This is a genomic window from Neolewinella lacunae, from assembly GCF_014349155.1.
Lineage (GTDB): Bacteria > Bacteroidota > Bacteroidia > Chitinophagales > Saprospiraceae > Neolewinella > Neolewinella lacunae.
The window spans coordinates 1-25241 of sequence record NZ_JACSIT010000065.1 but is presented as its reverse complement, the minus strand read 5'-3'; the positions used below and the strand labels follow the sequence as shown (position 1 = coordinate 25241).

Sequence of the window (25241 nt, the reverse complement as noted above, 5' to 3'; positions counted from 1 at the left end):
AATTGTACATCCTGCATGGTAAATTGTAAATTTCCCTGACAACCTTTCCCGCCCTACCTTTGTCTTCCATTCTCAAGTGCGTAAGCCCATGATTGACCTCCCCGTAGCCCCGTCCCCCAGCGAACGCCAACGCAAGCCCGATTGGCTGCGCGTTAAGCTCCCCATCGGCCCCGAGTACAAAAAAGTGCGGGCGCTGGTGGATGAATACAAGCTGCACACGATCTGCCAGAGCGGCAACTGCCCCAATATGGGCGAGTGCTGGGGCGCGGGCACCGCTACGTTCATGATCCTGGGCAACGTCTGCACCCGCTCGTGCAGCTTCTGCGCCGTGAAAACGGGCCGACCCACCGAGTACGATACCGACGAGCCCCGCCGCGTCGCCGAAGCCATCGACCTCATGCAGGTCAAGCACGCCGTGCTCACCTCCGTCAACCGCGACGAACTCAAAGACCGCGGTGCCGAAATCTGGTACCAAACCGTGCGCGCCATCAAGGAACGGACGCCCCAAACCACCATCGAAACGCTCATCCCCGACGTCCGCGCCAACTGGGAAGCCCTCGACCGCATGATCGAAGGCGGCCAGGAAGTGGTAAGCCACAACATGGAAACGGTGCGCGACCTCTACCGCAAAGTCCGCCCCCAGGGCAATTACGCGCGCAGCCTCGAAGAACTCCGCCGCATCAAAGCCGCCGGTAAGCGCACCAAAACCGGCTTCATGGTCGGCCTCGGCGAAACCGAAGACCAGGTAGAACAGCTCCTCGACGACCTGCTCCAGGTCGGTGTTGATGTCGTTACCATCGGGCAGTACCTCCAGCCCACCGCCATGCACCTGGCTGTTGATTCATTCGTTACCCCCGATACCTTCGCCCACTACAAAGCCCTTGGCCTCAGCAAAGGCTTTGATTACGTCGAAAGCGGCCCGCTGGTACGCAGCAGCTACCACGCCGAAAAGCACATTTGATTTGGTGAAACGATTTCTCCTCCGAGGCATCTTTTGCCGTATGCAATAGGCAAAAGTTCCTCGGAGGTGTAAATCGTGTGCATCGCGTAAAACCTCTGGAACGATTTCTCCTCCGAGGCATCTTTTGCCGTTCGCAGGGAGGAACACTTTTTCGGAGTGTTAATCTTTGAAGGCAAAAGTTCCTCGGAGGCGTAAATCGTGTGCGAAGTATAAATCTCCCCCATCGCGCGAGCCCAATCAAATATCCAATATCGTCTATCGTCTATCCCCCGGATAGGTGTAAACATACGCCCCGCCCGCGATCATTCGGCGTACAACGCCTCCACCATCTCGCCTATCCCTCGCGGCAGCCCATTCACTCATTCGCTCATTCACGCATTCACTCATTAACTTTGTAAAAAACCCACCAATGCCCCTCCCCCTCTTCCGGCCCGTCCCCATCCCCACCCTGGTCTGGCTGCGGGTCGCAATGGGCCTGCTCGGGGGCGGCGACATCCTCGGGAATGGCATTTATTACCATTGGTATTTGGATGATTTTGCGGGCTATACCTTCCGTTACTATGGTTTCGAGTGGGTGCATCCCCTGCCGGAGCCGCTGCTTTCGCTCTACTTCATCGTGGGTTTTCTCCTCGGCCTGGCCGTGGCGTTGGGGTGGCGCTTTCGCATTACCGCACCGCTTTTTGCCCTCTTTTTCAGCTACCTTTTCCTGCTGGAAAAGGCCCATTACCTGAACCACGCTTACTTGTTCACCTGGCTGGCCTGGTTGCTGGCCCTGACGCCGGCGTGGCGGGAGTTTTCCCTCGACGTCCGGCGGAACCCGGGCGAGCGGCGCACGGAAGTGCCCGCCTGGACGGTTTTACTCTTTCCCACCCTCATGGGCGTGGTGTACTTTTTCGGCGGCATCGCCAAAATCAACGCCGATTGGCTCCTGGAGGCCTCGCCTTTGCACGCCTGGCTCCAGCGCCGCGCGGATATCCCCCTGCTCGGCCCGCTTTTCGCGCTCAAACCCACCGCCTACGTCATGGCCTGGGGCGGGATGTTGCTCGATCTCACGGCGGCATTTTTGCTGTTGCACCGGCGCTTGCGCTGGGTGGCGCTGGGGTTCCTGGTTTTCTTCCACGCCACCAACCACCTCATTTTCCAGATCGGCATTTTCCCCTACCTCTCGATGGTGCTCACCAGCCTGTTTTTTGCACCCGACTGGCCACGGCGGGCCATTCATCGTTTGGCGGGTTTTGGGATCCCGGCGGAAAAGCTGGGGTGGGCGCGGACGCAGGTGCGGCGCTGGGTCGTTCAATGGCAGGGTAGGGTAGGGAGGGCCCCGGAATCCCCCGCCAGCCAGGCATCCTCCCTCTGGCAGGGCCACCCCCGCTACCGGCCACTCGTCACCGCCGGATTGGCCCTCATCATCGGCCTCCACCTTTTTCTGCCCCTTCGCCACTGGCTTTTCCCCTCTGACGTCAACTGGACCGAAGAAGGGCACCGCTACAGCTGGCGCATGATGCTGCGCAGCAAACAAGGCCACGGGCACTACCTCCTCGTTGATCGCACCACCGGGGCGGAGGAAATCGTTCAGCCCCGCGATAGCCTGACGACCAAGCAGTACCGCAAGATGACCACCCACCCGGACATGATCCTGCAGTACGCCCACCACCTGCGCGACCTCCGCGCCGCCGCTGGCCAGGACCTCGCCATTTACCCCCGCTTCCGCGTTTCTCTCAACGGTGGCCCCCGCCATACTTTCCTCGATCGCGCTGCCGATCTCAGCACCATCCACTGGCAGTGGTGGGGCGCCAAAGATTGGGTGCTGCCGGAGGGGGAAACGGCGCAGGATTAACCCTGGAGGTAGGCAGTCTAATTAGCCAGGCTGCAGCCGTACTCACTTTGGCCAACCGGGGGAGGCCCAAGCGCTTACCAGGTCGAGACCCTCTGGGTCGTAGGAGAATGTGCCCCTGTGCCTAGCTGGATCGACCCAGAGGGTCTCAACCTAGGCAGTCTAGGCCCCTAACGCGCGTACGGGTTAACCCCACTAGATCAAACACCTTGGCCCTAGAGGTTTGTCAACATCCGTTCTCTGTGGTCTATCTATTGAAATGGAATGAATGGATTTTAAGCAGAAACTCTAGCGGCTGATAAACACTCCTTTAACGTCAAAAGAACGGTGCTTGGGTCATCCCTCTCCCATGGAGAGGGACCGAGGGAGAGGGCAAATGGAGCCGTTTGACAATTGTACGAAAGAGTAAGGTTCGGTAAGGAAACCCCAACTTTTCAGTCCACAAAGTGCAACTTCCGTACCTTGGCAGCGGATTAATGATCAACTGACCAAGGACTACAAAACCAAGCATGCGCACCCTCCAGACTTCCGCACTTCCCTACGCCAACGGCCCCCTGCACCTGGGGCACCTGGCCGGGGCTTACCTGCCCGCCGACATCCACGCCCGCTACCTGCGCTTGCTGGGCCAGGAGGTCCTTTGGGTCTGCGGATCAGACGAGCACGGCGCGGCCATCACCCTGCGCGCCAAGAAGGAAGGCATTAGCCCCCAGGCCATCATTGATAAGTACCACGCCCTCAACAAGGGCAGTTTCGAGGCCCTCGGCATCAGTTTTGATTACTACCACCGCACCAGCGCCCCCCTCCACCACGCTACCAGCCAGGACTTTTTCCTCAAGCTGCTGGCCGCTGGCGACCAGTTTGAAGTCCGCTCCACCGAGCAGTACTACGACCCCGCATTCGCGCAGTTCCTCGCCGACCGCTATATCCAGGGTACCTGCCCCAACTGTGGCTCCGACAAAGCTTTCGGAGACCAGTGCGAAAACTGCGGCAAAGACCTTTCGCCTACCGACCTGATCGACCCCGTCTCCACCCTCAGCGGTGCCAAGCCCGAACTGCGGGAAACCAAACATTGGTTTTTTCGCCTCGATGCCCACGCCGAATGGCTCAAGCCCTGGATCCAGGAAGGCCTCCTCGATGGTAAGCAGGTGCACGACCCGCGCGCGTGGAAAAAGCACGTCATCGGGCAGTGCCTGAGCTGGCTCGACGGTGGCCTCCACGCCCGTTCCATCACCCGCGACCTCGACTGGGGCATCCAGGTCCCCCTCGAAGGTGCCGAAGGGAAGGTGCTCTACGTCTGGTTCGATGCCCCCATCGGTTACATCTCCAGCACCAAGCAGTGGGCCGCCGAAAACAACACCGACTGGGAACGCTGGTGGAAAGGCGAAGACAGCCGGCTGATCCACTTCATCGGCAAAGACAACATCGTTTTTCACTGCATCGTCTTCCCCGCCATGCTCAAGGCCCACGGCGAATACAACCTGCCCGAAAACGTACCCGCTAACCAGTTCCTCAACTTCGAAGGCGATAAATTCTCCAAATCCCGCGGCTGGGGCATTGAACTGCAGGAATACCTCGACGCTTTCCAGGATTTCCCCAACCACCAGGACGCCCTCCGCTGGGCCCTCATCCGCAACCTCCCCGAGCAGCAGGATGCCGACTTCACCTGGGACGGCTTCACCGACTACCACGACAAAGACCTGGCCGATAAACTCGGCAATTTCATCAACCGGGTGACGGTGCTTACCCACAAGTACTTCGCCGGCGAGGTACCCGCCCTTCCCGCTTCGGCCACCTCCACCGTGCTGGCCACCCTCGCCACTTCGGTCGATAAGATCGGGCAGGACATCGCCGCCTTCCGCTTCAAAGACGCCGCCACGGCTTTCGTCGAGCTGGCCACCTACGGCAACGGCTACCTGCAAGACGCCGCGCCCTGGACCTTATATAAGGATAACCCCACCGACCCGGCCATCGCCGAAACGCTCCACAACTGCGCCCAGATTGCGGCGGCGCTGGCCCTGACGGCTACCCCCTTCATCCCCTTCTCCGCCGAGCGGCTCCGCGCTACCCTCAACCAGGCCCCCGCGCAGAACGGCGACTGGCAGCTGGCCCTAACGGCCCTTGCCGCCGGAGCGCCCCTGCTTGCCGCCGGCCACACGCTCGGTGAGGCGGGTGTCCTCTTCCCCAAAATCATCGATCGCCAGGACCAGAGCCGCAACGCCATCATCCAGCGGCAACGCGATAAACTGGCGGCCATCCTGGCCAGCAAGCCCGCCATCCCCGCCGGGTCCCCCGCCGCCGAAGCCACCGCACCCGCCGAACGTGCCGCCCCGAAACCCGAGATCAGCTTCGACGACTTCCTGAAACTCGATCTCCGCACGGCCACCATCCTCACCGCCGCGCCCGTCCCCAAGTCCAACAAACTCCTCCAACTGACCATCGATCTGGGCAGCGAGCAGCGCTCGGTCGTTTCCGGCATCGCGCAGCACTTCAGCCCCGAGGAGGTCATCGGCCGGCACGTCACCGTCGTCACCAACCTCGCCCCTCGAAAAATGGCGGGCGTCTTGAGCGAAGCCATGATCCTGATGGCCGAAGATGGCAGCGGAAAACTCACTTTCGTGAGTCCCCCCGCCGGCTTCGGCAACGGCTGGACCGTCCGCTAAAGGTACTGTCGGGCTTTAGCCCGACCCCCAAGGTACTGTCGAGGCTTCAGCCCGACCGGTATTGTCGAGGCTTTAGCCCGACTTGTACTGCCGCAGCACCAACCCAACTCTCCCCCCACTATCCATTCAGGCGCGGCCGCAGGTGCAAAGTGACGATTTGGAAGCAAGGGGTGTCAAAAAGGCAGGTGAACAATTGCTTTTACGTCATAATGTCACGCAAATTTTCAATTTTCTCCGGCGGTCCGGATTTTGCCCAGGCGATGTCGTGCGCTATTGCACGAAAAGCTAAATCAATCCACCATGAAACTTGTAAATTATAACCGCCCCTTCCCCAGTGATCTTTTCCGCTTCTTCGATGATACGGTAACGAAGGCCAACTATGGCTACCGTCCCGCCGTAAACATTGCCGAAACGGATGAAGCCTTCTTCCTCGAAGTACTGGCTCCGGGACGGAAGAAAGAAAACTTCCACATCGCCTGCAACGAAGGCACGCTGGAAGTATCCTACACCGCTGAGAAAAATGGTGAGGAGCAAACCCCCAACTTCCGCCTCCGGGAGTTCAACCTGACGGACTTCCACCGCCGTTTCCAGTTGGACGACAAAGTCATCAACGACGAAGGCATCGATGCTACCTACGTGGATGGCATCCTGCGCCTGACCCTGCCTAAGCGCGAAGAGGCCCTGCCCAAGGCGCCCCGGCAGATCAGCGTTGCCTAAGGCTGCGCAAGAGGATTAAATGAGTTGGCCCGGGAGGACGTTCGTCTTCCCGGGCCATTTTTTTTTGGCGGGTACCTTCCCTTGCTCTTCCTTGGGGTACGGGCCTGGCACCTGCGGCCGCGCCCTTTAAATTTCCTCGATGACCAGCAAGAGGGAGTCTACGCGCAGTTCTGACTGCAGGTAAGCCTGAAGCCGCTGCCGCTCGGCGCGAAGGACGGAGGTATTGGGGCGAACGCCCGGCCAGCTGCGTTGGATGGCCACGAGGGGGACGTATTGGCTGGCGGCCTGGCCATCTGCGCGCTGCTGAACGTAGACGGAGCTGATGCCGGGAAAAGCCAGTTGAAGGCGAGTGGCGAGGCTTTTTTCGGCGTTTTCATCGGCCGCAACCTGGAGCAGACTTTCCAGGGCGGCGGCCTGGCTGCTGACCGTGCGCTCCAACTGCGCGATGCGGCTGCCGTGGTTGTTCAGCAAGTTGAGTTTGTCCTGGAGGCTGGCCACGCTGGTGTCGGTGACGATGCGCGCATTGGGAATCCGGTAAGGATCGTTGCGCAAGCGTTCGTTGTAAAAATCCAGGGAGTCGGCGCTCAACGAGCGGGGACGCACCGGGAAGATGAGCAAGGGAGCGTTGGGGTCGTCGGCGTTGAAAACGTAGGTCGATTTGCTCTCGGGGAAATAGCGGGCGGTGAAAGCGCTGGCGGCGTTGCGGTAGCTGTGGTTGTTGAGGACTTGCCGAAGGATGTAAAAACCGGGCAGGATGATGAGGATGCTGACCAGCCCGATGATGAGGCGGCTGCGGAGCGCTTCCCGTTGGTTGATGTACTTGCGGTAGGGGAAGCGCAGCAGGCGGATGATGATATAGGCGGTAGTTGCAATGAAGAACGAGTTGATGAAAAAGAGGTAGAAGGCCCGCCAAAAGACGGAAAAGCCCAGGGATCCTTCGGTAAACGAGAGGGCGATGCCGTAACCGGCCACGCAGAGCGGCGGCATGAGGGCGGTGGCGATGGCTACGCCCGGGATGGCGCTGGTCTTCTCTTCGCGGGTGACGGAGATGATGCCCGCCAGTCCGCCGAAAATGGCCACCAACGCATCGAGGATGGTGGGTTCGGTGCGGGCCTGCATCTCGTTGGTAAACTCGTTGAGGGGGCTCAGGGAAAAGTAGAGTACGCTGGTGAGCAGGGCAATGATGATGGAGATGCCGAAGTTGCGCAGGGCCTGCCAGAGGAGGTCGCGGTCGTTCGTCCCTACCGCCAGGCCGATGCCCAGGATGGGGTTCATCAGCGGAGAGATGAGCATGGCCCCGATGATGACGGCGCTGGAATTGAGGTTGAGGCCCAGGCTGGCGATCATGATGGAGCAGACGAGCATCCAGGCATTGGAGCCCCGCATCTGTTTGCCATTGACAATGGACTGGACGGCCCCGGCGCGGTCGGAGCCCGTACGCAGGTTCATAAAATCCCTGAACCAACTGCGCAGGTTTTCCGCGGGTGAGGATTCGACGTGTTTTTCGGGCTTCGTCTCTTCGGGTAGCATAGGCAAATCCTGGGCTGGTGGTCAACAAGACAGCGGCCCGCAAGATAGGACAAAAACGGGGTTAGCCGGCCAGTGCCGCAGGCGAACGGGAATAGGGAAGGCACGCAAAAGACGGGCAGGGAAGCAGCCTGGCGGTACAATGCCGAAATCAGGAGCCCATCGACTTGTTATTTCTGCACTGATCTGCCCGAGTCGAAACCCGACGTAGCCATGGCGATGCCCAACTTCAACGCGCTTGCTGAGAAACAAGCTCACTTCGCCAGGTCATCACTAATTTTAGTCTTTGACTACTAGCGCTTTACGCTGACGGGGCGAAGGGTGCCGCCGCCGTTTTGGCGGGCGCGCTCGGCGTAGTCGGGGCTCACGCCAGAGTCGGAGACGTCCTCACCGAGGATGGAGTCGTTTCCCTCGAAGGTGCAGCCTTCCATGACGAGGTTGCAACGGCCGGTATCGTTGCTGATGTTGTAGATGGCCGCGCCGTTGATGGTGGAAACGTTGTTGGTGAAGTTGCAGTCGAGCAGCAGCGGGCTGGCGGAGCCGTTGGTGCCGTTGTTGGTCATGCCGGCACCGGAGTTGCTGCCGTTATCGACGAACTGGCACTGGTTGAAAATGGGGCTCACTTCGCTGCCTACGCCGTAGTTGTACACGGCGCCTCCGTTGTAATCGGAGGTGTTGTAGACGAAAGAGCAGGCGATGAAGGAGGGACGACCGGCGCTGACGAAAACGGCGGCACCGTTGTGGGCGCGGTTGGCGGTGAAGTGGCAGTTGGAGATCTGGTGGGCTGCCGTGGCACCGGGGGCACCCTGGATGAAGAGGCCACCGCCGGCGCTGCCGGTACCGAAGCCTTCGCGGAAATTGCGGGCGCAACCATGGGTGATGACAAATCCGTCAAGGATGGAGGAGAGGTTGCCAGCGGAAAGCATCAGGACAACGGTGTAGGCGTTGTCGGCATGCTCACCTACCACGCCGATGTCGCCGGAAAGGATGCTCTTCACTCCCGCTGGCCGCTCGGTGGGGCTGGCCTCGCTGCCCAGGAAGCCGCCGTAGACCTGTACGCCGGCGGGAACAACGAAACTGGCTTCGCGGTTACCCGTACGGGAGGTGGGGTAGGTGCCTTGGAGCATCCAGACCTCGTCGCCCGCAACCACCCGGGCCAGGGCATCTTCTACGCTGGTGGCGTTGGCCCAGCTGGAGCCAGCCAGTGAACCGTTGGCGGCGGGGCTTACGTAAATACGCGTGGCCTGGCCGCTGGCGGCAACTAAAAAGGTGGCGATGAAGAGAAGAAGAAGTTGTTTCACGATTCAATCCGTTGTGCTAGATCCCAAAAAATGATGCACTTTAAGCGGGCAGCAGCCCACTAAAGCGTCAAACGAAAGCAATTGGAAAAACACAGAGATTGAAACCACCGGGTGGTGGAGTGAATGCTACCCCCCGGGTCGGGAAGCAGCACAAGAGGCGAAATAGTGTTCTTTGGTGTTCGTCAAACTGTCAAACAAAAAAAGCAACCAACTGGTGATTACGACGCTAAAGTAGGCAGCAAAACGGTATTTCCTAGACCCTGGTACACAATTTGCGCTCCGGTCTAGGAAGCGGTACTGAAAATAAAAGGAACGGTCGGTATTGGAATTTATATAATTCGTCGTAGCTTGCGTCCGTATTCGGATAGCTACATGGGAGGTAAGCAAGAACACTACCACAGAACACGCTGCAACTGCAGGCTTTTAACGAAACCGATTTTTTCCAAGACGTAATCTCTCCCAAGCTCCTATGCGAAATACGTTTACCCTTTCAGATAGAGTGACCATGAATTCTCTTCGCCTCCTCGTTGCGGTGGCTCTACTGGCATTGCTGCCAGCCCTTGGATCGGCCCAGGATTTCCACTACTCCCAGTTCTACAACGCTCCCTTGCACCTCAATCCCGCGCTTACGGGCATCTTCCGGGGGGATGTACGGATGATGGGCAACTACAAATCGCAGTGGACGGACGTTCCGGTGGACTACAAGACCGTCACGCTGGCCATCGATAAGAAGTTTCTCGGCAGCTTGAACAAGCGCGGCTGGTTATCGGGCGGAGTCGCTTTCAACTACGACCGGGCGGGAGACAGCAAGTTGAGTTGGGCCAACCTCGACCTCAACCTGTCGTACACCCGGGTCTTTTCTCCCCGCATCATCCTGAGTGCGGGCGGGAAGGCTGCGTTGGTACAGCGGTCTTTCCAGCAGGGCAACCTGCGCTTCAACAACCAATACGACGAGGCCCGGGGCATCGTTGATCTGGGCCTGCCCACCCGGGAGTCTTTCGATGCCGACGGTCAGGTATTCCCCGACTTCAGCCTGGGGCTCAACCTGCGCCTGCAATCCAGGCAAACCAGCGAATTGGTTTTCCGCAACGACCGCCGGACGAAGCTCGACCTCGGGGTGGCGCTGCACCACATTACGGCCCCTGACCAGGCCTTCTACGACGACGCGAAAGTGCCGCTGGAGCGCCGGCTGAGCCCTTACGCGATTGGCACTTTGCAAATTTTACCGGCCGTCGACCTGGTTGGGGCCATCACGTACCAGAACCAGGGGGCCTTTTACGATGAGTTCGTGGCTACGGCGGCGGGCCGGGTATGGGTGAAAAACACCCTGAGCAAGCGCATCAGCCTGATGGCGGGCCTGGGCTTGCGCCGCGACGCCATCCAGGATTCTTACTGGCCAACCTTCGAGGTGAGCTACAACGACATTAAAGTGGGACTGAATTACGACTTCAACGTCAGTGAATTCGACATTGCCACGGAGAACCGGGGAGGGATGGAGCTGTCCATTCGTTACCTTATCCGCAAGGTTCGTCCCATTCCCGAGTTCAAAGTTTGCCCCCTTATCTAGCCCCGATCCCAGAATCCCATTTACTATGTACAGATTTTTGACCTTTCTCGTACTCTCCCTGCTGGTTTCTGCGGGGCTTTACGCGCAGAACCAATCCTTCACTGGCTACATTGAAGGGGGTGACCAGGCGATGGAGCGTAACGACCATTATAATGCGTTCCGTCTTTACGACATTGCCGCCGACCCCGAATGGGAAGAAGACCGGGCTTACGAAGAACGGATCGCGGAAGTATACTACAAGGCCGGCGTAGCCGCTTACCGTGCTACGGCTTACCGGGAGGCGGAAAAATACATGCTGCAATTGCAGAGCCGGCCGGAGATTACGAAGTACCCACTGGTGAAGTACTTCATGGGGCAGAGTGCCTTCCGCCAGGGCAACTACGACCAGGCGGCGGCCAATTTCCAGTTGTTCCTCGATGAGCAGCCTAACGCTCCGGAGGAGTACCGCTCGGCGGCACTGGCCCAGATCAACGATTCCAACTGGGCGATCGATGCCCTGGCGCGGAGCGAAGACGTTATTTTGCAGCACATGCCCGAGGGCCTCAATACGGAGAACTCGGATGTGATGTACGTCCGGGGCCCCAATGGCACGCGCTACTTTACCTCAAATAACTTCGAATTCAAGAAAGACACCGTTTCTCCGAAGCGCCAACTCAGCCGCATTTTGCGCCAGACGGGAGAACGTACCGCCGTGCCGCTGCTGAACAGCATCAACCTGCCGGGCAAAAACGTGGCCCACACGGCCTTCAACCTGGAGATGACCCAAGTGTACTACTCCGTTTGCGATTTCCGGAATTACGATGAACTGATCTGTGACCTCTACCGGGCGGATATCGGGGCGGACGGAGAATGGGCCAACCCAGTGAAGCTGGACCTCAATGTGGCGGGGTATTCCACGACCCAGCCCAGCATTGGCCTGGACGCCACCGATGGCGGCTCTTTCCTGTACTTTGCTTCCGACCGGCCAGGAGGAATGGGTGGACTGGACCTTTACCGGGCGGCGTTGGCCCCCGACGGAAGCCTGGGTGCGCCCGCCAACCTGGATAAACTCAACACGGCGGGCGACGATGCTTCGCCGTTTTGGTACGGCCCCCGGCAGACGCTGTATTTCGCAACGGACGGTCGCTTTACCTTCGGTGGCCTGGACATTTACAAGTCTTACCTCATTGACGGACGTTTTCGTCGGCCCGTAAATCTGGGCAACCCCGTAAACTCCTCCGCCGACGAAGCCTACTACACCCGCTTTGACGACCCCGATCAGGCTTACGTAGCCAGCCGTCGCCCGGTGGAGGAAGCCCTTTTTTACTCCGAAGAACGCGACGTATGCTGCTACGACCTCTACGAGTTTACCCCCGACCCGCGCCTGGACCTGCAGGCCCTGACGTTCAATAAGCTCACGGGTAAAGAGCTTCCTGGCGCCACCGTAGCGCTCTACAAGATTACGCCTACTGGCCCGGAGTTGATTGAGGAAATTACCAACCTGGAAGACAACGAGTTCAACTTTCTCGTCGAGCCCGGCGGCAAATACGAACTAAAAGCTACTAAGGATGGCTTTACCGAGGACCTGGACGCCTTCGATCTGGCCAGCCCTGAACTTAAAGACCTCTCCTTCATTGAGCGGCGGCTGGAGCTCAACCCGAAAGTCAATCTGGACATCTTCACCTTCAACAACGTTGACCTTTCCGAGCTGACGGGCGCGACCGTATCCCTTTACGAGGTGAACGAAGACGGGACGCTGACGCTGGTCCGGGAAATCACCAACCCCATCGGCAATGATTCTCACTTCGATCTGGAGATCGGCAAAAACTACCGGATTGAGGCCAGGAAGGATGGCTTTGGCCAAGCTTACACGGAGGTGGACCTTCGGAATTACAGCCCCGATCAGGGCGGTACGATCCGGCGAGACCTGTACCTCGGCCAAACCCTGGAAGTTTACGTTATCGATGGCCGGACCGACGATCCGCTGAACAACGCTACCCTACGCCTGAGCAAAAGTGACGGAGAACTGGTGGACGAACGTTCCAACCCCACCGGCAACGACTTTTACTACACCGTCAACCTGGACCAGCCCTTTATTCTCAATACCCGCCGGGAGGGCTACTTCCCCCGTACCGATACGCTGGTCTTTACCCAGCAAGACCTGGTGGACGGCGGCGGCAAGCTGATCTACTACGTTCCCTTGTTCAGCGATAACCTTAATGACTTCCTTCCCTTCGAGGTTTACTTTGACAACGACCACCCGGACCCCCGGACCACTTCGTTCACCACGCGCCTGAGTTACGACGAGACCTACGAACCCTACATTGGCAACGAGGAAATCTTTAAGAAGGAAGCAGGGGAAGGTTTGCCAGAAGAAGATGCCTTCATCGAGCGGGGCAACATCGCCCAGTTCTTTGAACAGGAAGTAAAAACGGGCTATAAACAACTGCAACGCTTTGCCGACGCCCTTATTCAGCACATGCGGAGCGGACGGAGTTTCAACCTGGAGCTCCAGGGTTCCGCCAGCCCGCGCGCGGAGACGGAATACAACCGCCGCTTAAGTGGCCGCCGGATTACGTCGGTCAAAAACTTCCTGGCCACCTACCGCGATGGTGCGTTGCTTCCTTACATCAAAAACAAGCAGTTGACTTACACCGAATCTGCGCTCGGCGAATCCACGGCTAAACTGGCCAAGATCTACGAAAGGCTCGACCAGGTCCGGGAGTCCATTTACAGTCAGCCTGCCTCGCTGGAGCGGCGGGTGGTGCTGCGCGCCGGCCTGAACTTGAAGAAATAATCCCATCAGCGTTTTAAAGCATAGTAATCGTGAAATCAATCCATAAACTTCTCAAACGCGCATTCGCTGCAGGGTTAATCCTTCCGCTGGCGGCATTGCTGCTGGCTGCTGAACTGTCCGCAGCGGGCATTCAAGACATTGCACCTACTGCGGCCGACGCACCGGTCATGCTGGATACCGGCCGGCCTGGCTTTGGGGTATTTGCGGACTTCAACGGTCCGGAGCCCGGACGCCTGGTTGTTTCCATTGGCCGGGCCGACGAAACGGTCTTCTTTGGCCTGGCTCCCGAATACCAGGACACCGGAGTACCCTTCAATGACAACAATTCGCGCTACAGCTTTCGCGTCCGTCAGCTGACCGCAGATGGTACCAATCCCGTCGTGCACGGCCCTTTCACGATCAGCAATACCAACGCGAACGTCAACAGCTACGAAGACGCGGCCTACGGCGTTTACGATACCACGCTGACGGTTGCCGGACGGAAGGTTTTCGTCTTCCGACCCGGAACTACGGGTGATTTTTCGATTGAGTTTGACGATATCCCCGGGGATGGAAACCAACGCGTGAGCATTCCATTCTGGGATTTTACGGTGGTCCGCGACGGCGCAGTAGTCCCAGGCCGGGTATGGTCGAGGGGCTGGGCTTTCCGTCTCCCCCAGGTGGACGGAACCCAGACGCCGGAGTGTGTCTGGGACCGCGAATTCAACGGCCGCCTTTACAGCTATACCGAAGATGGATTCGTGTCCTTGATCGACTTTCAGGACTCCGGCTTTCAGGGGCTCTCATTTAATATGGCCTTCAACAGTGTGGGGCCAGGCCAAACGGGCAATATTGCGGAAGACCGGATGTCCATCCCCGGTGTAAATGCTACCAATGCCTCCGCCCAGCACCGCATTTTCCTTTCTTTGCCGGACATCGAATTGTTCCCCGACGGGGAATGTGGCATGGTGACGGCGGCGGAGACTTTCCGCTGCGATGAGAATGCACCTTACTGCCTCGACGTTTCCGTTACGCGGCCGGGACTGGTGGAAATCTTGTTGGATTTTAACGGCAACGGTGTACTGGACGATAATGGCGAAGACGTATCCCTCATCTACGAGTTTGTGGGAACGGATACTTCGGCGTGTATTCCCTGGAATGGCTTGCGGGGAGACAGCACCCCGGTAAGATTTACCGATACGGTAGACGTCATCATCAATTATTCCCAGGGCATCCAGCACTGGTCGGCCTACGACGTGGAGTACATGCGCAACGGTTTTTGCGTACAGACCGTGCGTCCGCTGTGTAGCCTGGAACTCGAATCCACTGAGTTGTACTGGGATGACCGGGAAATCCCTCAGCTTCCCGGAACCGGTGCCATTAAGGACAACCGCAATGGGAACGACTGCATGGAAACACCCCGTTCGTGGGACTTCTTCGACATTGGCGTGGATTCCTGTAGTGCCGTTGAAGATGAGTTGACAACGGGTTACGGCGACAAAAACACCCTCAATACCTGGTGGTTTGCCAATAGCCAGGCCCAGTTCCGGGCCCGCGTCCCCGTGGTCAATGCCGCAATTGTAGGTCCAACCCGCTTGTGCTCCGGAGATACCTCTGCGCTCACCGCCCGTAACCTGGCTGCGATTGGTCCGACCACCTTTGCCTGGTCCGGGCCCGGTGTCGATACCGCCACTACCGCCACGGTGCGGGTGACCTTGCCGGGGGAATATTGCGTCGTGGTGACGGAGGAGAACGGTTGTTCGCAGGAAACCTGCGTGACGGTTTCCGTCTTTGATTTCACCAGCAACCAGTTCCCGGAAAGCCTGAATACCTGTTTTGGAACCTCGGTATCCCTGCCGTCCCCGGGCAACCCCGACTTTACCTACACCTGGAGCCCCGCCACGGGGATCAGCAGTACGAGCTCTAACCAGCCTACCTTCTTTCCGCAGGATACTACCACCTACACCGTGGTCATCAGCAGCACCAATGCGGAAGGCATTACCTGCGAGGTGACGGAAACCATCACCATCAACGTAGCCCCCGAGATCAACCTGCAGGTAATCGGCGGCGGCCCGATCTGTGATGCTACCACTACTTTCACGGCTTCCACCAATGTGCCGGCCGAAATTGTGCTCTTCGATCCCAACGGCGTTGCCATCGGTACGGGTACGACCTTTACCGTTCCCGTAAGTGGAGAATCAGACTACCTTTTAGTGGCGACGGACGCCCAGAACTGTACCGATACCATCACCTTCACCGTCAGCGGTGGACCAGTGGAAATCGCCCTGCCGGATACGCTGCTGGCCTGCACCAGCGACGGAGTAAGTGTGGGTGTGACCAACCTGGACCTGAACGATACCCTCAGCTACCTGTGGTCTCCGGCCAACCTTTTTGATCCCGCAACCCTGACCAGTGCCAATCCGACTTTCGTGGGCGGCCCAGGCGATTACACGGCCACGGTGGTAGCCACCAACCAGTACGGCTGTACTGCCACGGAGGATATTCAGATCATCCTCATTGACGACAGCGGTACGCTATCCTTTACCGAGATGGTAGATTGTGACGGCAGCACCGTGCGCTTTACCAATACCAGTACCGTTACCTTCGGCTACCGCTACGATTTCGGGGATGGCACCACCAGTACGGAGGCCAATCCCACCCACGTTTACGCTGCCCCCGGAACCTATACCGTAACCCTTTCCCTGATCTACGACCAGGAATGCGTCAGCTTCTTTACCCGCGAAGTGACCACCTTTGATGCTGTTCTGGTAGCCGGCTTCAGCGTTGGCCTGGGCGACTGCGAGAACGGGACGACGAGCATCAACTTTACGGACAACTCGCTGAACGTGAGTGGCGCGGCCTTGTCCTACCGCTGGACGTTCACCGGCGGTACGCCAACGACATCCACGGAACAGAACCCCACGCTGGAAGTGAATACCTCGGGCGAAGTGACGGCTACCCTGCAAGTGACTTCCGCCGACAACTGTGTTTCCAGCGTGGATACCTCTTTTACCGTCGACCTGGCCGTGGTCAACCTGGCTACGGAGATCATCATCTGCCCCGGAGAAGAAGCCGAGCTGAACCCCGGAGCGGACACCAACCTGATTTACACCTGGTCTCCCGCCCCCGACTTCGACCCCGCCACCCCCAACCCTACCACGGGCATCGCCGGGACCTACTTCGTCACGGTAACCAGCGCCGCCGCCGATTTTAACTGCAGCAACGTAGATACCGTCACGCTGATCGTTGCCGACAGCATCGGTCTGGCCGTAAACGGCCCCGACGGACCCATCGACGGAGGAGATATTGACCTCGGCACGGTACAAACCTGTGGCACCCCCATTGAACTGAGCGTTACGCTGATGACCAACGACGGCGTCAACGTTGTCTTTACGGACCTGGCGGGCAACGTGATCGGCACGGGATCTTCCCTGACCATCAATCCCAGCGGACGTGACACGATTGTCGTCACCGCCACCAACGCCTTCGCTTGTGTGGAGCGGGATACGGTCGTCATCATCAACAACCAGGTGGATGCGGGCATCAACGTGGGCGCAATGGGGCTTAACTTCTGTTCTTCTACGGACACGAGTGTACAGGTCCTCAATTTCGATCCCAACGATACCCTCACCTACGCCTGGGAGCCCAACGCCATCATCAACGGTGCGCTGGACGGTGCGCGGGTGGACATCACGAGTCCGGCGGAAGGCAGCGTAGACCTGATGGTTACGGTGGCCAACCAGTTTGGCTGCGATACGATGCTTACCGTCACCGTTACTTCCACGCCGTTTATGCCCAATACTTATCCGGAACTGGTAGCCCCCTGTTTCGGACAGTCATTTACGATTGACGGCGGAGCGGCAGTTGCCGGCTACGTTTACGAGTGGAACCCCGCCGATGGCCTTGACCTTTCGGACCCCGCCAACCCGGTGGGTACCTTCACGGAAGATGGGACGCTGACGGTGACCATTACCGACCCCCTCACGGATTGCAGCAGCACCCAAACCATTACGGTAGACGTTGCGCCGGAGATTGCCTTTACGGCTACGCCGGCGGATACGGCGGTTTGCGAACCGACCATGGTTTCCGTAACGGGCAGTACCGTAAACCCGGACGTAGTGATCGTGTGGTTTGACGATGCCGGCCTGACGAACCAGGTGGGTACGGGCACGACTTACACCGTCGATGCTGCGGAACCCGGACAAAGCTACCAGCTCTTCGGGCAAGCTACCGATACCATCACCGGTTGTAGCGAGGTGGTTCCTGTCACGATCAACGTCTCGGGCATTTCGCTCGGCCTGCCCCTGCCCAACGTAACGGCCTGCCCGGGTGAGCGTCCCCAGATCTTTGGAGAAGTGCGGCCCCTGCCTACTTTGCAGTACACCTATTCCCCCGCTAACGCCATCGACAACTCTGATCCCACTGCACCGGTCTTCGTTGGAGAGGTCTCTGGCCCGGTTACCGTCACCGTAACTGATCTGGCTACGGGCTGTTCCGCTACCGTGACGATTGAAGCGACGGTGGTAGACTTTGACGGGCTGACGGGAACGGCCGACCCTGCCGAGATTCTGCTGGGTGAAAGCTCTACGCTAACCGTGGAAGGTTGTGAAGGCGAGTGTGCCTACGAATGGATGATCCCCAACGGCACCATTGACCCCGCCACCGGACCGGTCGTTACCGCAACTCCCGATGCAGCGGGCAACCTGCTGTACGAGATCCAGGTGACGCGGGATGGCTGCACGGATGATGTCCAGATCGAGCTGCGGGTGGAAGACCCCATTTGTGACGCCGACCACATCTACGTGCCCAATGCCTTCACGCCCAACGGGGACAATGAGAACGACGTGATGCAGGTTCGCTCCCGCTTCGCCGAGGAACTGACGGAATTCCGCTTCATCATCTACAACCGCTGGGGGCAGGAAGTGTACTCCAGCGACAACATCTTCGATTCCTGGGACGGAACCATTGGCGGCGACGACCTTGAGCCCGATGTTTACGGTTACTACCTGCGCGTGCTTTGCCCGGCGGGCCAGGAGTTGATCCAGAAAGGCAACATTACCATTCTGCGTTAAACCAGGAGCTCCTACCGAGTTAGAAGAAGGCCACCTTTTCCTGCGGGGGAAGGTGGTCTTCTTGATTTAACATTTACGATTGAGAATTCAACATTTAACTTTTGGCATACGCCGCGAGGGTTGATTAATCCTGGCGAGATGAATATTTTTCGTTCCCATTTTAGGATTAACCTCGTGAACGAGTTCTCCTTCGAGGCGTGAGGTCAAGACTTTTTACCTCGCCTAGGTTGAGACCCTCTGGGTCGATCCCTAGGCGGTTTAATCTCTTGCGATGACCAACGTACGTCCTTTTCCTACGGTAAAGCCCTTGGTTGAGCACTCAACGAACGGGCCAAAGTGAGTACGGCTGCAGCCTACCTAATTAGACCGCCTACGTCTCGACCTCAGGTAAGGCCCAGACGTTTTACTTCGCAGGAAAAGAGGCTCAACCGTGCGGGAGGCGGCGCCCATCCTTCGGCGGACAAGGCCTCCACCATTCCCTGCTCCCTGTCCTAACTCCCCCCTCCGGGGGGCCGGGGGGGAGCACCTGCGGCCGCGCGCCAGAAAAACCTTACTTACCGCTGGCGATTTTGCGGCTGTCGTTGATCCAATTCTGGATGCTGGTGCAGGCCTGGTAGCGCTCGTCGATCATGATGAAGGTTGAGTTGATGGTCTTTTCGATCCAGTCGCTGAGGTACTCCTGTTGTTTGGCCTGCTTGGTGGCGTCCTGGATTTTGGCGTAATCCTGGCGCAGGGAGGCGCGGTGCGGGGCGCTGCGGGACTGCAGCTGCACGACGCGCAGCATTTGGTCGCCGCCCGGGTCGCGGAATTCGATGACGTTGCTGACGTCGCCCACCTCCATCTCGTCGATGGTGAAGTAGATGTCGGGGTCGAGGTCGCCGATTTCGAAGAAGGTATTGCCGCTGGCGTTGTTCGTCATCCGGCCGTCGTTGTTGAAACTCTGCACTTTATCGAAGCCGAAGCGTTTGACGGCGTAGCTGAAGTTAAAGGTGTCTACGCGGATGAGGTTGGCGATGCTGTCCAGGAAAACCCGCGATTTTTCGATGTCTTCGTCCGTCACCTGGGGCCGCATCAGGACGTGGGAAACGCGGATGGTGTTGCCGCGGCGCTCCTGCAATTTGATGAGGTGGTAGCCGAACTCGGATTCAACGATGCCGCTGAGTTGGCCGGGTTCGAGGTTGTAGGCGGCCGCTTCGAACTCGGGGACGAACTTGCCGCGCTTGGTCCAGCCCAGGTCGCCGCCGGCCTGTCGGGAGCCGTCTTCGCTGAATTTCCTGGCTGCTTCCTCGAAGGTCATTTCTCCGGCTTCGATGCTGGCGCGGACGCCTTCGAGCCGGGCGATGGTGGCCTTACGGGTTTCTTCGTTGGGCTCGGGTTTGGCGACGATTTCCCCCACTTCTACTTCGGCGTTGAAGTAGGGCAGGCTGTCTTTCGGGATCTGGGCGAAGAAGGTTTTGACCTCCGCCGGGGTGACCTTTACTTCGCGGACGACGGTACCGCGCATCCGTTCCACGGCCAGCTGCTCCCGCAGGTCTTCGCGAAACTGCTCTTTGGTGGCCGTGATGCTCTGCCCGTAGTAGTCTTCGAACTGCTCGATGCTGCCGCCCATGTAGCTGAGGATGCGGTCGATGCGGGCGTTGAGTTGGGACTCAACGTCGCTGTCGCTGATCTCCAAACTATCGAGCTTGGACTGGTTGTAGAGGAGTTTGCCCACCAGGAGCTGATCGAGGATCTGGCAGCGGGTATCCGGCGCGAGTGCCCCGTTGCTCTGGCTGGCGGCCAGGGCGAACTGCTCTTCCAGGTCCGACAGCAGGATGTATTCGCCGCCAACGCGGGCAATCACCTCGTCAATGACCGTCGCCTGGGCGAAAAGTCCGGCGGGCAGGAGGAATAGCAGCAGGAAGGGGGCGTATATGGTAAGCTTCATTAGTATCGCTTCAGGAGTAGGGTACAAATCGGGAGGCAGCCAGGGTGGTCTGTCTTCCAGGGGTACACTTACTCGTTGGTAAAGGTTTCAATATTGTTGCGGCGCAGTTCCCGGTCGAAGATTTCCTCCCGGGCCTGTTCCAGTACTTCGCGCTTGCGGTTGTGGAGGATGACGTTGCGCGCCTGGTCTTCGACGTAGCTCAGCGGAGCAATTTCCAGCCGGGGTTTTACCTCCAGCAGGCGGAAGTAGTAGCGGAAACTGCCTTCCTGCAAGCTGAACTCCCGCTTGGAGTTGATGTTGCCCGCCGTCAGCACCCCTTTGGGCAGTTGGCTGGCAATATCGTCCAGGCTGTACCAGGAGGCGGGCTGGAGAAGAGACACTTCGGCGAAACGCTCGCAGTAATTCTTTAGGGCCATCGTGTCGCTGATCTCGCCGTTGTTCCACAGCGATTGCAATTCCTCGGCATCCTGCACCGGGTGGGGTACGCGGATGAGGAAACAGCGGACAATGGGGCGCTCCAGCAGGTACTGGCTTTTGTTCTCCTCGTAGTAGGCCGTGAGTTGTTCCGGGGAGATGGTACTGTCCAGGCGCATGGCCACCAGCACTTCCTCGTAGTGGGTACTGACCAGGCTGGCCCGGTAGTCGCGCACCAGCCGGTCGATGTTGAGGTCGGCCGGCAGGTTGCGTTCCGCTTCCCACTGGAGGGCGGTTTCTTTGCACCAGCGCGTGACGAAAGCCTGGATGACGAGGCTGCTGTCTTCGGCGGTGGCGTTATCGGGGAACATGCCGGCGAGTTCCGAAAGGCGCAATTCTTTCTGGTGGACGCGGGCCAGGAGCTTGTCTTCTCCCTCCGGCGCATCGCTACAGGCCGCCAGCACCAGCAGCCCAGCTACCGATAGTAGGGCCATTGTTTTTCTCACGACTTGATCATTTTAGCCAGCACCTTCTTGTTCACCACTACTGGGAACTGTTGGCGCAGTTTATCGACCCACTCGCGTTCGAGCTGGTCTTGGTAGTCCGCAATCACGTAACCGCGTGCTTCCTGGAGTTCTTTCTGGCGGGCGGGCACCATGCTTTCCACTTTGTAGAAGGAGGCGGTGCCCTCGCGCAGATCGTTGGTTACGGCAGACCGGCTGCCGACTTTTGCCGCCAGCTTATCCAGTTCCGCAAGCCGTTCGAGTTCGTAAATTTCTGTTTCGGCGGCCACGTTCATGCGGCCGAACTTATCGAGCGTTTTGTCGGGGCCGTTGGTGGCGGCGAAGGCGTAGACTTCCTCGGCGTCAATGCCCGCCTTGGTCTGAAGTACGTAGTGGGTCACCTCGGCGCGTTCGCCCCAACGGTAGTCTTTGGCGTTGCGTTCGAAGAAGGCCTTGAGTCCCGTCGTGTCGTCACTGGCTTTGTCCCACACCTCCAGTTTGGTGGCTTCGAAGAGCAGGATGCCTTCGCGGTACTCCCGCATGAGAGCGGCGAACTCGGGGAAGTCCACTTCCAGACGGCTTTCGGCGTAGGCCATAATCTGTTCATCGATCCACTCCTGGTAGAGGGCATCGGCTACGGTGGCGGCGTTGCTGCGGGGGGCGCGGCCCAGGCTGATGCGGCGGCGGCTGTTCTTGCGCAGGAACTCCTGGAAGGTTTCCAGGCTAAGGCGGTAGTCGTCGCCGATGGTCAGCAGGGGCGTATTGTCCTTCACCGGAAGGGGCTGCCACTGGAAGGTGAAGAAAGTGGAATCCACGAGCGCAGCGGCAAAGCGGCCAAAGACGGCTTTGTTTTCGGTTACTTTCGCCTTGGCGCGGATGTCTTTGAGCATTTGCTTCTTAGCGTCTTCGTAGCGGCCGTCGGCCTTGATCTTGCTTTCCAAAAGAGGGCGGACGTCTTCCAGCGGTTGTATGCCCCGGTGGGAAATGCGGCGGATGAGGTGGAAACCGGCGGAGGTGCGCACGATGTCGCTCACCTGCCCGTCGCGCTCCAGCGCAAAGGCGGCGTTTTCGAAGGCGGGCTCGTAGCGGTTGATGCCGAAAAAGCCGATGTAGCCGGCGTTGGCCTTGGTGTTGTCGTCCTCGCTGTAGGTGGCGGCCACTTTGGCAAAGTCTTCGCCCTGGTCGAGCAGTATTTTGGCCTTCTGGATGCGTCCGCGGGCGGCGTCTTCTACCTCGCTGGTCCGGGCCAGGATGTGGGCCACTTCCATCTCGCCCCGGGCCGGGCGGCTGGCGTGGCGGATGGCCAGGTGGTAGCCAGCGGTGGTCTGGATGGGGCCCACAACGGTGTTCGGGGCCGCGTTGTAAATGACGTCTTCCAGGCGGTGCAGGCCTTTGGGGAAGGGAGCGGTGATGAAGCCGATTTTGCCCCCCTGTTTTTTGCTGTACTGGTCGTCGCTGTACTGCTGGGCGGTGCTGGCGAAGTTCCCGGCGGTGAGGCCTTGCTTCAGCTCCAGGGCGCGCTGGTAGAGCCGCAGGGTGTCAGCGGGTAGGGGAGGGGTGCTGGGGAATTGCAGGAGGATGTGGCTGATCTCCACGTCCTGCTGCTGCCGGGCGTAGAGTTCGTTGACCAACCGGTCGGTCACCTGCCGGTCGACCAGGTAGTTATCGGCCAGTTGCCGGCGGTAGCCTTCCAGCTCGCGCTGGAGTTCAGCCACGGTATCGAGGCCCATGGCGCGGGCGCGGGCTACCTTGAGTTTGAAGCGCTGGTAGAGGTCCAGGTACTCCATCACACCTTCCTCGCTGAAGTCGGCGCGCTCGCCGTTCGTCTTGGTGTAGATGTAGCGGAATTCGCCCACCGTCACGGGTTCATCCGCTACGGTAAAGAGCACATCGCTATCTTTTTGGCCCTGGACCACCGCGGCGGCCAGCACCAGCCAGCCCAGTAAAAGGTAGGAAGGGAAGATTTTCATAAGCATTGGTATTGCACGTGGCACCTTCATCGTGTTCGTCCGAAACATTCCCGAAAGGGAGCGCAAAAGTAACCATTTTTGGGCGGTTCTTATTGCATTTTCTGGCCGGAGCCTGCCCGGAAGGCGCTGCAGTTGTCACCGCTGAGGCGTTCTTGGATGGGCGCGGCCGCAGGTGCTCCCCCCCGACCCCCCGAAGGGGGGAGTTCGGATAGGGAGCAAGGGGAGGAGGGGCGGTTGGCTAGTTACCGATGGGGGGTAGCCAATGGTAAAATTTAGCCCAAATCCATTAGGATGGACAGGTAGAAGTGGGGACAATGCACAGCTGAAACTGGTAGATTCAGGCGAGGGGGACAATTAGCACGCCCATCCGCAACTTTTTACGTATAATGTTTGTATATTTACACGTATAAACCAATGAATGATGGACAGGAAACTGACGCTAAGTCTTGATGCTCAAGTGATTGATAGCGCTAAGCAGTATGCCCAGGCTCATAACATTAGCTTGTCTAGAATGATCGAGAGTTATCTTTCGGCAGTGGTAAAGCATGAACAAGAGGTGCCGGAGGCCTATTCTCCTACGGTCAATAGACTGCTAGGCGTAATAACGCTTTCTGAAGACTTTGACTTCGAGAAGAATTACACGAACTACTTAAGGGACAAGTACAAATGAATAAACTCTTTCTCGACACCAACATCGTCTTAGACCTCCTGGCCAAACGAGAAGCCTACGCAGCTGCCGCAAGGGTATGCTCACTGGGGGATACGGGTAAGGTCAGACTGTTCGTTTCCGCTTTAACCTTTGCAAATACGAATTATATACTGGGCCAGCATCTCGGCAAGGAAGGAACCATCAAGGTTTTAAGAGATTTAGAGTTGATCGTCACCATTATAGACTTAAGCGGAAAAGTTGTTCGGCTAGCGCTGAACGATACTGACTTCAAAGATTTTGAGGATGGTCTTCAGTACTATTCTGCTCTGGAGAACGAAATGGATTACATCATCACCAGAAATTTAAAAGATTTCAGGGGCGCTAAAATTCCGGTGTTAACCGCTGATCAATACCTAAAGCTTCCAGAAAAATAGCATTCACATAACAGCGCAGGTTCGCCCAGCAGTTTGCGGTACAGTACTTCGTGCCCTCAATTTGAGTTCTGCGATCTTGTGTTTGACCCCCTTCCCCATACAACCCAGGTGATCCCGCAGCACGTATTCGTACTTCCAGGTTCCTTCCAAGACTGCGCGTCCTTCGCTGTGCATGATGGCTTCAAAATTTGTTCCACTGATTTCGATGCCACTAAGATAGTCTTTTCTGGGTTGTCCGGTGGTGGTTTTGGCAAGCATGTTGCCTCGGCCGTCGTAGATAATGTTGGTGGTTACCCCGGATTTGACAATTTGCTCGGGGAGATTGAAGATGTTTGGGGTGAGAGCGATGTTGCTGTTGCCTTGGCCGGTTAGGTTGCTCCGGAGGTCCAGCGCGCGACAAAATTAAGCCCATGGCCATTTGGGTGGACAGCGGCAGTAGAAATTTGCAAAGATTAAACTGGTAGATTCAGGCGAGGGGGATAATTAGCAAGGCCCCATTGCCTACCACCTAATGGGAAGCAGAAGGATACTCCAATTTCAAGTCTGAGATGTTTTTAAAATACTTTTCTTTTAAGGCCTGATCCTTAGAAGTATCATAGTCTGCTACGCCATTCTTTATACGCAGTTTAAGCATGTCTGGCTGATCCGGAAAAGTTAAAGATATTACCGCGTTCGCCCGGTCAATGGCTGCTTGCAGTTGGGTATCAGTTAGTTTGCCTCTGTTGGTGATGACCCAATCCAGCCAAGCCTTGGTGTAGTTCGCCAAAGCATCTTCATTCAAAAGGCTTTCGTGAAACTCGTAGGCCAGCTCGTCAAGATTAACCTTCCCTTTTGTCAAGGATTCCAGCCGCCGAAAAGCGGCAAAGTTCTCCGCTTCATCCGCTTCCGGTACTCGTCTAGTCTGCATCCGGGCAATGTCTTGTAGTACGATGGCCTCAGTTGCACTGTTG

16 protein-coding genes are annotated in these 25241 nt (G+C 58.1%); 10 read left to right on the top strand and 6 right to left on the bottom strand.

Annotation, left to right across the window (positions count from 1 at the left end):
• The first annotated feature begins 88 nt into the window (after positions 1-88).
• The 4 genes from lipA to H9S92_RS04155 all read left to right on the top strand — a co-directional run bounded on the left by lipA (position 89) and on the right by H9S92_RS04155 (position 6172).
• Positions 89-961 (top strand): lipoyl synthase, encoded by an 873-nt coding sequence (lipA, locus tag H9S92_RS04170; protein WP_187465461.1) that lies wholly within the window; start codon positions 89-91, stop codon positions 959-961.
• Positions 962-1370: 409 nt separating this feature from the next.
• On the top strand, positions 1371-2798 hold the full coding sequence (locus tag H9S92_RS04165) for an HTTM domain-containing protein (RefSeq protein WP_187465460.1): 1428 nt from the start codon (positions 1371-1373) through the stop codon (positions 2796-2798).
• A 506-nt stretch (positions 2799-3304) separates the two neighbouring features.
• Positions 3305-5455: a methionine--tRNA ligase gene (gene metG / locus H9S92_RS04160; RefSeq protein WP_187465459.1), complete on the top strand. Its 2151-nt coding sequence runs from the start codon at positions 3305-3307 to the stop codon at positions 5453-5455.
• A 300-nt stretch (positions 5456-5755) separates the two neighbouring features.
• Positions 5756-6172: an Hsp20/alpha crystallin family protein gene (locus H9S92_RS04155; protein WP_187465458.1), complete on the top strand. Its 417-nt coding sequence runs from the start codon at positions 5756-5758 to the stop codon at positions 6170-6172.
• A 126-nt stretch (positions 6173-6298) separates the two neighbouring features.
• On the opposite strand, the gene H9S92_RS04150 is transcribed toward H9S92_RS04155, so the two are convergent.
• Entirely contained in the window at positions 6299-7702 is a 1404-nt protein-coding gene (locus tag H9S92_RS04150; RefSeq protein ID WP_187465457.1) for a DUF389 domain-containing protein, read from the bottom strand.
• 290 nt (positions 7703-7992) lie between these two features.
• Entirely contained in the window at positions 7993-9000 is a 1008-nt protein-coding gene (locus tag H9S92_RS04145; RefSeq protein ID WP_187465456.1) for a hypothetical protein, read from the bottom strand.
• A 505-nt stretch (positions 9001-9505) separates the two neighbouring features.
• On the opposite strand from H9S92_RS04145, the gene H9S92_RS04140 reads away from it, so the two are divergent.
• Genes H9S92_RS04140 through H9S92_RS22630 form a run of 3 tightly spaced genes read left to right on the top strand, consistent with a single transcriptional unit; the run spans position 9506 to position 18394 of the window.
• On the top strand, positions 9506-10567 hold the full coding sequence (locus H9S92_RS04140) for a PorP/SprF family type IX secretion system membrane protein (RefSeq protein ID WP_187465455.1): 1062 nt from the start codon (positions 9506-9508) through the stop codon (positions 10565-10567).
• Positions 10568-10592: 25 nt separating this feature from the next.
• On the top strand, positions 10593-13343 hold the full coding sequence (locus H9S92_RS04135; protein WP_187465454.1) for a hypothetical protein: 2751 nt from the start codon (positions 10593-10595) through the stop codon (positions 13341-13343).
• A gap of 29 nt (positions 13344-13372) precedes the next feature.
• A complete protein-coding gene (locus tag H9S92_RS22630; RefSeq protein ID WP_187465453.1) occupies positions 13373-18394 on the top strand; it encodes a PKD domain-containing protein in 5022 nt (1673 codons plus the stop codon).
• A 550-nt stretch (positions 18395-18944) separates the two neighbouring features.
• Here H9S92_RS22630 and H9S92_RS04125 read toward each other — a convergent pair.
• The 3 genes from H9S92_RS04125 to H9S92_RS04115 all read right to left on the bottom strand — a co-directional run bounded on the left by H9S92_RS04125 (position 18945) and on the right by H9S92_RS04115 (position 23208).
• Positions 18945-20321, bottom strand: coding sequence for a peptidylprolyl isomerase (locus tag H9S92_RS04125; protein WP_187465452.1), 1377 nt, complete (start codon positions 20319-20321; stop codon positions 18945-18947).
• Between the two features lie 68 nt (positions 20322-20389).
• Positions 20390-21229, bottom strand: a complete 840-nt coding sequence (locus H9S92_RS04120; protein ID WP_187465451.1) for a peptidylprolyl isomerase — start codon at positions 21227-21229, stop codon at positions 20390-20392.
• Between the two features lie 8 nt (positions 21230-21237).
• Positions 21238-23208, bottom strand: coding sequence for a peptidylprolyl isomerase (locus H9S92_RS04115; protein ID WP_187465450.1), 1971 nt, complete (start codon positions 23206-23208; stop codon positions 21238-21240).
• Positions 23209-23626: 418 nt separating this feature from the next.
• Between H9S92_RS04115 and H9S92_RS22775 the strand changes: the two genes are divergently transcribed.
• From H9S92_RS22775 to H9S92_RS04105, 3 genes are all read left to right on the top strand, one after another.
• Positions 23627-23878 (top strand): DUF6364 family protein, encoded by a 252-nt coding sequence (locus H9S92_RS22775; RefSeq protein ID WP_222935972.1) that lies wholly within the window; start codon positions 23627-23629, stop codon positions 23876-23878.
• Positions 23875-24291 (top strand): PIN domain-containing protein, encoded by a 417-nt coding sequence (locus H9S92_RS04110; RefSeq protein WP_187465449.1) that lies wholly within the window; start codon positions 23875-23877, stop codon positions 24289-24291. Before H9S92_RS22775 ends, H9S92_RS04110 begins: the two co-directional genes overlap by 4 nt.
• A gap of 78 nt (positions 24292-24369) precedes the next feature.
• Complete coding sequence (locus H9S92_RS04105; RefSeq protein WP_187465448.1) at positions 24370-24663, top strand: hypothetical protein; 294 nt, start codon at positions 24370-24372, stop codon at positions 24661-24663.
• 136 nt (positions 24664-24799) lie between these two features.
• On the opposite strand, the gene H9S92_RS04100 is transcribed toward H9S92_RS04105, so the two are convergent.
• Positions 24800-25241: hypothetical protein (locus H9S92_RS04100; protein WP_187465447.1), on the bottom strand; the 442-nt coding region annotated here is incomplete at its 5' end.

Excerpts from the sequence above, each read along its gene's own strand:
- metG (WP_187465459.1), top strand. The coding sequence starts at position 3,305 with ATGCGCACCCTCCAGACTTCCGCACTTCCCTACGCCAACGGCCCCCTG.
- H9S92_RS04115 (WP_187465450.1), bottom strand. The coding sequence starts at position 23,208 with ATGAAAATCTTCCCTTCCTACCTTTTACTGGGCTGGCTGGTGCTGGCC.
- H9S92_RS04135 (WP_187465454.1), top strand. The coding sequence starts at position 10,593 with ATGTACAGATTTTTGACCTTTCTCGTACTCTCCCTGCTGGTTTCTGCG.
- H9S92_RS04110 (WP_187465449.1), top strand. The coding sequence starts at position 23,875 with ATGAATAAACTCTTTCTCGACACCAACATCGTCTTAGACCTCCTGGCC.
- H9S92_RS04155 (WP_187465458.1), top strand. The coding sequence starts at position 5,756 with ATGAAACTTGTAAATTATAACCGCCCCTTCCCCAGTGATCTTTTCCGC.
- H9S92_RS04165 (WP_187465460.1), top strand. The coding sequence starts at position 1,371 with ATGCCCCTCCCCCTCTTCCGGCCCGTCCCCATCCCCACCCTGGTCTGG.
- H9S92_RS04140 (WP_187465455.1), top strand. The coding sequence starts at position 9,506 with ATGAATTCTCTTCGCCTCCTCGTTGCGGTGGCTCTACTGGCATTGCTG.
- lipA (WP_187465461.1), top strand. The coding sequence starts at position 89 with ATGATTGACCTCCCCGTAGCCCCGTCCCCCAGCGAACGCCAACGCAAG.
- H9S92_RS04150 (WP_187465457.1), bottom strand. The coding sequence starts at position 7,702 with ATGCTACCCGAAGAGACGAAGCCCGAAAAACACGTCGAATCCTCACCC.
- H9S92_RS04120 (WP_187465451.1), bottom strand. The coding sequence starts at position 21,229 with ATGGCCCTACTATCGGTAGCTGGGCTGCTGGTGCTGGCGGCCTGTAGC.
- H9S92_RS22775 (WP_222935972.1), top strand. The coding sequence starts at position 23,627 with ATGATGGACAGGAAACTGACGCTAAGTCTTGATGCTCAAGTGATTGAT.
- H9S92_RS04125 (WP_187465452.1), bottom strand. The coding sequence starts at position 20,321 with ATGAAGCTTACCATATACGCCCCCTTCCTGCTGCTATTCCTCCTGCCC.